Annotated in this window: 6 protein-coding genes and 2 pseudogenes; 5 read left to right on the forward strand and 3 right to left on the reverse strand. The window is 67.6% G+C overall.

Features of this window, described 5'->3' with window-relative positions:
- Positions 1-21: 21 nt before the first annotated feature.
- Positions 22-894: a cytochrome c oxidase subunit II gene (coxB, locus tag ACH107_RS11790; protein WP_310691392.1), complete on the reverse strand. Its 873-nt coding sequence runs from the start codon at positions 892-894 to the stop codon at positions 22-24.
- Between the two features lie 162 nt (positions 895-1,056).
- Here coxB and tldD point away from each other — a divergent pair, with 162 nt between their 5' ends.
- From tldD to topA, 3 genes are all read left to right on the forward strand, one after another.
- Positions 1,057-2,502: a metalloprotease TldD gene (tldD, locus tag ACH107_RS11795; RefSeq protein ID WP_412506032.1), complete on the forward strand. Its 1,446-nt coding sequence runs from the start codon at positions 1,057-1,059 to the stop codon at positions 2,500-2,502.
- 110 nt (positions 2,503-2,612) lie between these two features.
- Positions 2,613-3,761, forward strand: coding sequence for a DNA-processing protein DprA (gene dprA / locus ACH107_RS11800; RefSeq protein WP_412506033.1), 1,149 nt, complete (start codon positions 2,613-2,615; stop codon positions 3,759-3,761).
- A 246-nt stretch (positions 3,762-4,007) separates the two neighbouring features.
- Positions 4,008-6,515, forward strand: coding sequence for a type I DNA topoisomerase (gene topA / locus ACH107_RS11805; protein ID WP_412506034.1), 2,508 nt, complete (start codon positions 4,008-4,010; stop codon positions 6,513-6,515).
- A gap of 59 nt (positions 6,516-6,574) precedes the next feature.
- Here topA and ACH107_RS11810 read toward each other — a convergent pair.
- Positions 6,575-7,027, reverse strand: a pseudogene (locus ACH107_RS11810) (lytic transglycosylase domain-containing protein); the annotation flags it as partial.
- Between the two features lie 105 nt (positions 7,028-7,132).
- On the opposite strand from ACH107_RS11810, the pseudogene ACH107_RS11815 reads away from it, so the two are divergent.
- Positions 7,133-7,285, forward strand: a pseudogene (locus ACH107_RS11815) (ATP-binding protein); the annotation flags it as partial.
- Positions 7,286-7,389: 104 nt separating this feature from the next.
- Complete coding sequence (locus ACH107_RS11820; RefSeq protein WP_310691388.1) at positions 7,390-7,707, forward strand: hypothetical protein; 318 nt, start codon at positions 7,390-7,392, stop codon at positions 7,705-7,707.
- 65 nt (positions 7,708-7,772) lie between these two features.
- On the opposite strand, the gene ACH107_RS11825 is transcribed toward ACH107_RS11820, so the two are convergent.
- Positions 7,773-8,440: adenine deaminase C-terminal domain-containing protein (locus ACH107_RS11825; protein ID WP_412506035.1), on the reverse strand; the 668-nt coding region annotated here is incomplete at its 5' end.

Here is an 8,440-nt window from a genome sequence, read left to right on the forward strand (position 1 = left end):
GTTTGGGTTGCCGGGGGCCGGTCAGGCTGGATAGTCTTCCTTGGCCCCGGCCAGCCAGTCCTCGTAGGCCTCGGGGCTGACGACCTTGACGGTGATCGGCATGAAGGCGTGGTCCTTGCCGCACAGCTCCGAACACTGGCCGAAGTAGACGCCTTCGCGCTCGGGCTCGAACCACAGCTGCGCGAAGCGTCCCGGCACGGCGTCCTGCTTCACGCCAAAGGCGGGTACGGTCCAGGAGTGGATCACGTCGGCCCCGGTCACGGTCATGACGACGGTGGACCCAGTGGGCACGACGACGGCCGTGTCGGTGGCCAGCTTGAACTCGTCTTCGCTGTAGCCGGCCTCAACCAACTGGTCGCGGATGCTGTCGTTGAGGTTCCCCTCGCCGTAGCCGATCATGTAGCTTTCGAAGAAGATATCCTCATCCGTGTACTCGTAGGACCAGAACCACTGATAGCCGGTCACGGTGATATTGATGTCGCCCTCGGGGATTTCCTGCTGCTTGAACAGCGTCGGCAGCGAGAACGAGCCGATGAACACCAGGATCACGATCGGCACGACCGTCCAGGCCACTTCCAGCGGAGAATTGTGCGTGAAGGTCGCGGGTGTCTTGTTGCTGCGCTGGTTGTAGCGCAAGATCACCCAGGCCAGCAGCCCGGTCACGAAAAGGGTGATGGCGGTGATGAGCACGAGGATCATGCCGTCCAGCCACTGCAGGTCGCGGGCCAGTTCCGTGGCGGCGGGCTGGAACCCGGTACCGCCCTGCTCGGGCTTGCCGACGATCTCGAGGTCATCCATGCCCTGCTGGGCCGAAGCCGCCCCGGCGAGGGCAGCGGTTGCAAGGGCCGATCCGGCGGCAAGGCCCAGCTTGCTGACAAAGGTGTTCAGTCGCATGTCATTCCCTAAAGCAGTTCGGACAGCGGGATCGGAATCCCGTTGTATTTCGTCGAGGTCATCCCATAATCTGGGGGGCAACTCAAGCGCGGCCATTGTGGCAAACGGTCGCTTTTTTGATCTGGATCAAATCCCGGAGACCTCCCGGGCAGGAGGACCCCCTTGACTTACACCCCGGACCAAACGCCCCCGGCGCAGGGCTTTCGCCCGTTCGAGACCCACCTGGACCGCGACGCCGCGCTGTCGAGGGTCAAGGCGGCAGTGGAGGGCGCCGACGATGGCGAACTGTTCATGGAACGGCGCCGCTCCGAGGTGCTGGCCTTCGACGACGGGCGGGTCAAGACCGCCAGTTTCGACGCCTCCGAGGGCTTCGGGCTGCGCGCCGTGCGCGGCGAGACGGCCGGATATGCCCATTCCACGGTGATCGACGAAAAAGCCCTCGACCGCGCCGTCTCCACCGCGCGGCTTGCCGTGGGCGATGGCGGCGGCACCATGGCCGATGGCCCGGCTCGGACCAATCGCCACCTCTACACCGATGCCGACCCGATGGCCGAGGCCACGTTTCCCGCCAAGATCGAGCTTCTGGCCGAGATCGACTCGGTCGCACGTCAGATGGATTCGCGGGTGGTTCAGGTCTCGGCCACGCTGGCCGCCTCGCACCAGGAGGTCGTGATCCTGCGCCCCGACGGCACCCAGGTCAGCGACACCCGCCCGATGAGCCGCCTCAACGTCTCGGTCATCGTCGAGCAGGACGGCCGCCGCGAAAGTGGCACCGCGGGCGGCGGCGGGCGGCTGGGGCTGTCCCATGTCGTGGCCCGTGACACCTGGGAGCCGAAATTGCGCGAGGCGCTGCGCATCGCGCTGGTCAACCTTTCGGCCGAACCCGCCCCGGCGGGCGTCATGGACGTTGTGCTCGGCCCCGGCTGGCCCGGCATCCTGCTGCACGAGGCCGTGGGGCACGGGCTGGAGGGCGATTTCAACCGCAAGGGCAGTTCCGCCTTCGCGGGGCTGCTGGGGCAGCAGATCGCGGCGAAAGGGGTCACGGTGCTGGACGATGGCACCCTGCCCGACCGGCGCGGGTCGCTCACCGTGGATGACGAGGGCACGCCGAGCGCGCGCAACGTGCTGATCGAGGACGGCCGGCTCGTGGGCTACATGCAGGACCGGCAGAACGCCCGGCTGATGGGGGTCGCCCCCACCGGCAACGGGCGCCGCGAAAGCTATGCCCACATCCCCATGCCGCGCATGACCAACACCTACATGCTGGGCGGCGACACCGCCCCCGGCGATCTGGTCGCCGAGCTCAAGGACGGTATCTATGCGGTGGGCTTCGGCGGCGGACAGGTGGACATCACCAACGGAAAGTTCGTCTTTTCCTGCACCGAGGCCTACCGGGTGATCGACGGCCAGATCGGCGCGCCGGTCAAGGGCGCGACGCTGATCGGCGATGGCGCCACCGCCCTGCAGCAAATCCGCGGCATCGGCAACGACATGGCACTGGACCCCGGCATGGGCAACTGCGGCAAGGCCGGCCAATGGGTGCCCGTGGGCGTGGGTCAGCCCAGCTTGCTGATCGGAGGGCTGACCGTGGGCGGGGCCGCGACCTGAACCACACTCACGCGCCCGGTCGGCATGAAAATGCACGTCGGCACGCTTGCCTTTACCTTAGGTTAACCCATGGCGGTCTAAACCTGAGCCAGCAGCAGGCGGAGGACAGGATGACCGGGGATACGCATTCTTCCACTCACCCCCCACTCCCACCCACCACGGAAGATGACCGGTTCAATGCCCTTCGCCTGTTGCGCTCGCGACGGGTGGGGCCATCAACCTGGCGCCGCCCGATCGCGGAACACGGCACGCCCGGGGCCGCGCTGGCGGCCCTGCCGCAGGTCGCCCGCGACGCCGGGGTCGACAATTACCAGACCTGCCCCGAGGGCCTCGTTGCCGCAGGACTCAAGGCCGGTGCCGCGCTGGGCGCGCGGCTGGTCTTTGACGGCGATGCCGATTACCCGCCCGACCTGTCGCTGATTTCCGATGCGCCCGTGGCGCTGTGGATGCTGGGCGATGCCAGCCTGGCTCAGCGCCCGCTGGTCGCCCTGGTGGGGGCGCGCAATGCCTCGTCGCTGGGCACGCGCATGACGCGCAAGCTCGCCGCCGACCTTGGCGCGGCGGGTTTCTGCGTGGTCTCCGGCGTGGCGAGGGGCGTCGATGCGGTGGCCCACGACGCCGCGCTGGCGACCGGCACGATTGCGGTGCAGGCCGGCGGCGTCGATGTCATCTACCCCGCCGAGAACGCAGCCCTTGCCGGGCGCATCGCCGAGACCGGCTTGCGCCTGTCCGAACAGCCCATGGGCCTGCAGCCCCAAGCGCGGCATTTCCCGGCGCGCAACCGGATCATCTCGGGCCTTGTCCGTGCCGTCATCGTGGTCGAGGCCGCCGCCAAGTCCGGCAGCCTGATCACCGCGCGCAATGCCCTCGACCAAGGGCGCGAGGTCATGGCAGTGCCCGGCCACCCCTTCGATGCCCGCGCGGCGGGCTGCAACATGCTGATCCGCGACGGGGCGCAGCTGGTGCGCGGCGCCGCCGATGTGACCGAAGCGCTGGACGATCTCGCCCCCGCCCCGCGGCCCAGCACGCAACCGGCGCTGGACATACCCACGCCCCCGCCGGAACGCCGCAGCCTGCGCGACACCGCCCAGTTGCACCGCGATATCCTGTCGCGCCTCGGGCCCAGCCCCATGGCCGAGGATCAGTTGATCCGCGATCTGCACGCCGCCCCGGGGCAGGTCGCCCCGGCGCTGGTGGACCTGGAACTGGACGGGCAGATCCTGCGCCAGCCCGGTGGGCTGCTTTCGCGCGCCGTCTAGCACATCAGCGCGCAACCGATCCGCGCCCGGGGGCCCGGCACACCGGCGCGAAACAGGCGCGCATCCAAGGCACCCGTCCGCCTCATTGAGGCCGCGCAGGGCGCATACCCTGGCAACGGCCTGCCATGCGCCCATCGTCCCGGGCTTGACCCCGGCATCGGACCATCCCAAGTGAACGCATTGACAAACGCTGCGGCCCGCGCCCTTTATGCGCGGTCCCGGCCCCCGAATTCCCAAGGAGTATCCATGCCCATTGTCGTCGTCGAGTCCCCGGCCAAGGCCAAGACAATCAACAAATATCTGGGCTCCGACTACACCGTGCTCGCGTCTTACGGCCATGTCCGCGACCTGCCGGCCAAGAACGGATCGGTCGATCCGGACAACGGATTCGACATGGTCTGGGAGGTCGCCAACGACAGCAAGAAACACGTCAAGGCCATCGCCGACGCCCTCAAGGACGACAACGAATTGATCCTCGCCACCGACCCCGACCGCGAGGGCGAGGCGATTTCCTGGCATCTGCAAGAGGCGCTGACCAAGCGCCGCTCGATCAAGAAGGACACCGCGGTTTCCCGCGTGACCTTCAACGCGATCACGAAAGAGGCCATCACCGAGGCCATGCAACATCCCCGCCAGGTCGACGAGGACCTGGTCGAGGCCTACCTGGCGCGCCGCGCGCTGGATTACCTCGTGGGCTTCAACCTCTCGCCCGTCCTGTGGCGCAAATTGCCAGGGGCGCGGTCGGCGGGCCGGGTGCAGTCGGTCTGCCTGCGCCTGATCGTCGAGCGCGAGATGGAGATCGAGGCCTTCAATCCGCAGGAATACTGGTCGGTGAAGGCCCTGCTTGAGACACCGCGCGGAAAATCCTTCGAGGCGCGGCTGACCACGCTGGCCGGCAAACGGCTGGAAAAGTTCGACATCGAGAACGAGACCCAGGCCGAACTGGCCGTGCAGGCCGTTACATCGCGCGACCTGTCGGTGCAAAGGGTCGAGGCCAAGCCGAGCAACCGCAACCCCGCGCCGCCTTTCATGACCTCGACCCTGCAGCAGGAGGCCAGCCGCAAGTTCGGCATGGGCGCGCGGCAATGCATGAACACGGCGCAGCGTCTCTACGAGGCCGGGTTGATCACCTACATGCGGACCGATGGCATCGACATGGCCCCCGAGGCCGTGGCCGACGCGCGCGGCGCCATCGAGGCGCGCTATGGCAAGGACTACGTCCCCGCCGAGGCCCGCGTCTACAAGAACAAGGCCAAGAATGCGCAGGAAGCGCACGAATGCATCCGTCCCACCGAGATGTCCAAGTCCTCCGCCGAGGCGAAGATCAGCGAACAGGACCAAAGAAAGCTCTACGACCTGATCTGGAAGCGCACGCTGGCCAGCCAGATGGCGGCCGCGAAACTGGAACGGACCAGCGTCGACATCGGCAGCGCCGACGGACAGGTCGTGCTGCGCGCCAACGGACAGGTCGTGCTGTTCGACGGGTTCCTTGCCGTCTACGAAGAAGGCCGCGACGACGTGGTCGACGACGACGACAAGCGCCTGCCGCAGATGACCGAGGGCGAGGCCACGAAGAAAAGCGCGGTCAGCCCCGAGCAGCACTTCACCCAGCCCCCGCCGCGCTATACCGAGGCGACGCTGGTCAAGCGGATGGAGGAACTGGGCATCGGGCGCCCCTCGACCTATGCCAGCGTCATCACCACGATCCAGGACCGCGAATATGTCCGCAAGGAAAAGAACCGCCTGATCCCCGAGGACAAGGGCCGGATCGTCACGGTCTTCCTGCTGAACTTCTTTCGCAAATACGTCGGCTACGAATTCACGGCAAACCTGGAAGAGATGCTCGACGATGTCTCGGCCGGGCAAAGGGATTGGCAAGAGGTGCTTTCGGGCTTCTGGCGCGATTTCCACAAGGCCATCGAGGACACCTCGGAGCTGCGCATCAGCGAGGTTCTGGACGTGCTTGACGACGCTCTGGCCCCGCAGCTGTACCCCCCGCGCGAGGATGGCTCCGACCCGCGGGCCTGCCCCAAGTGCGGCGAGGGGCGTCTGCACCTGAAAACCTCGCGCACGGGCGGCTTCGTGGGCTGCGGCAACTACCCCGAGTGCACCTATACCCGCCCGATCGCGGGCGAGGGGGCCGAGGGCGACGAACGCGTGCTGGGCGAGGACCAGGGCGACGAGATCTGGCTGAAGTCGGGCCGTTTCGGGCCCTACGTCCAGCGCGGCGAGCCGACGCCGGACAACAAGAAGCCACCGCGCGCCTCGCTGCCCAAGGGCTGGGACAAGGATGCGATGGACCTTGAGAAGGCTCTGACCCTGCTCAGCCTGCCGCGGGAGGTGGGCGAGCACCCCGAGGGCGGTACGATCAAGGCGAACTTCGGCCGCTTCGGGCCCTACGTTATGCACCAGCACCCCGAAGAGGCCAAGCCGGTCTATGTCAACCTCAAGGACCCCGACGACGTCTTCCAGGTGGGCATGAACCGCGCGGTCGAGATGCTGGCCGAGAAACGCGCCAACCCCGGCCGGGGCGGGCGCGCCGCGGCCAAGCCACTCAAGGACCTGGGCGAACACCCCTCCGAGGGGGGGGCGGTCAACGTCATGGAGGGCCGCTACGGGCCTTATGTCAAGTGGGGCAAGGTCAATGCGACCCTTCCCAAGGACACCGAGCCGGGCGATGTGACCATGGACACCGCGGTCGCGCTGATTGCCGAGAAAACCGCGAAAAAGGGCAAGGGCCGCAAGAAAGCCTGAGGCGACAGCAGCGCAGCGCGCCTCCAAGAAATACGTATCGCGTGGTGCGACCAGTCCTCTCAACTACCCGCGCGCAGGTCGAACACGCAGCCGTCGCTGGGCAGTTCGGGCGGGGTCGCGCAGAGGCCGCGCGCCACCCGCCAGGCGGCCAGCACCCGGGGCACATAGGCGCGGGTCTCGGGAAAGGGCGGCACGCCGCCATTGTCGCGCACCGCGCCCTCGCCCGCGTTGTAGCCGGCCAGGACCATCACCACGCCGCGCTCGAACTCTCCCATGAGCCAGGACAGGTAGGCCACGCCCCCGGCGATGTTCTGCTCCGGATCAAAGCCATCGCGGACGTCGAAACGTCTGGCCGTAGCCGGCATCAGTTGCATGACCCCGTGCGCGCCGGCGTGGCTGACAGCCCGCGGGTTCCCGGCGCTTTCGACGGCGATCACCGCCAGCACAAGCGCGGGCGAGACCGGCTCCCCCACCGAGGCGGCGAGGATCTGCGGCCCGTAGCGTTCGGCCAGGGCCCGCATCTCGTCCAGGCGGGGCGGCGCGATGGCCATGTCCTCGGGCGCGGTCGCGAGAACCGTCTCGGCCCGGACGAAACTGGCCGGGTCGGAGGCGGCAAGATCGGCGAGCCCACAATCGCCGACGCCATCCTCGACCAAATCGTCCACAACGCCCACCGCATCGATCTCAAGGGAGACAGCCTGCGTAGAAAAGATCAAAACGAGAACTTGACCCACGTGAAAAACCGCGAAACGATGCCATCAGAAACATAACTGCAGGCAGAGGATCAGCCGTGCCCGAGCTGTCCGGGAATTACTGAAACGGCTGTCCGGGATTTAGCGTAATCGCTGTCCGGTATTTCTGAAATCCGCACTACGTGCTGCGCTTTGCCCATTTCGGGGTGGTGCTGGCCGTGGGGATCGGGATGAACGCCATGGGCGCGCTGGGGGCGGGGGATGCCAAGTTCCTGGCCTCGGCGGCGCCCTTCGTCGCCCTGGAGGACGCCGGCGCGGTGCTGATCCTGCTGGCCGTCAGCCTTGCCGCCGCTTTCGCCGTCCATCGGCTGTGCCGGGCCATTCCGGTGGTGCGCGGCCGCGTGCCGCATTGGCAAAGCTGGGGCGAAAGCAGCCGCTTTCCCATGGGCTTTCCGCTGGGGGTAACGCTGATGCTCTACCTTGCCGCACCGCTGACCTGAGCCCCCCCGGCAGCGCCGCCCTGCGCATTCAGCCACCGTGGCTTCGCGCATCGACGGTCCCTGCGCTACCCGATGATCTCGAACCGGGTCACATCGACCAACCCCCGGTCAGTGATCTTGAGCGAGGGGATCACCGGCAGCGCCAGGAAGGCCAGCTGCAGGAAGGGTTCTTCCAGCCCCACGCCCAGCGCCTTGGCCGCGTCGCGCAGCTCTTCCAGCCGGGCGCGGACCTCCTCGAAGGGCGCAAGGCTCATCAGACCGGCCACGGGCAACGCCAGTTCGGTGCGCACCCGCCCGCCCTCGGTTACCACGAAGCCGCCCTCGAGATCCTCCAGCCGGTTCGCGGCCAGCGCCATGTCGTCGTAATCCGCCCCGACAACGGCGATGTTGTGATGATCGTGACAAACGGTCGAGGCGATGGCCCCGCGCTGCAACCCGAAGCCCCGGACGAAGCCGGTGGCGATATTGCCGTTGATCCCGTGGCGTTCCACCACGGCGATCTTGACCAGGTCGCGGGCCGGGTCCGGGCGCTTGTCGCCGTCCTCAATGGGAATTTCCTCGTGCAGGTGCTCGGTGAGGATCTTGCCCTCGATCACGCCGATCAAATCCGTCTGCGTGCGGTTGCCCGTGGTTCGGAAGTCGGCTGCCGCCACCCGCCGCGCCTTGACCGAGCCGCGCCCGATGGGGGCGGTGATGCGCCGCGCGGCGAAGGCGGCCTCGCCCACCGGGACCC

The sequence above is a fragment of the Roseovarius halophilus (ex Wu et al. 2025) genome (assembly GCF_047086965.1).

Coding starts and splice junctions, on each gene's coding strand:
- topA (WP_412506034.1), top strand. CDS start 4,008: ATGCCCATTGTCGTCGTCGAGTCCCCGGCCAAGGCCAAGACAATCAAC.
- dprA (WP_412506033.1), top strand. CDS start 2,613: ATGACCGGGGATACGCATTCTTCCACTCACCCCCCACTCCCACCCACC.
- coxB (WP_310691392.1), bottom strand. CDS start 894: ATGCGACTGAACACCTTTGTCAGCAAGCTGGGCCTTGCCGCCGGATCG.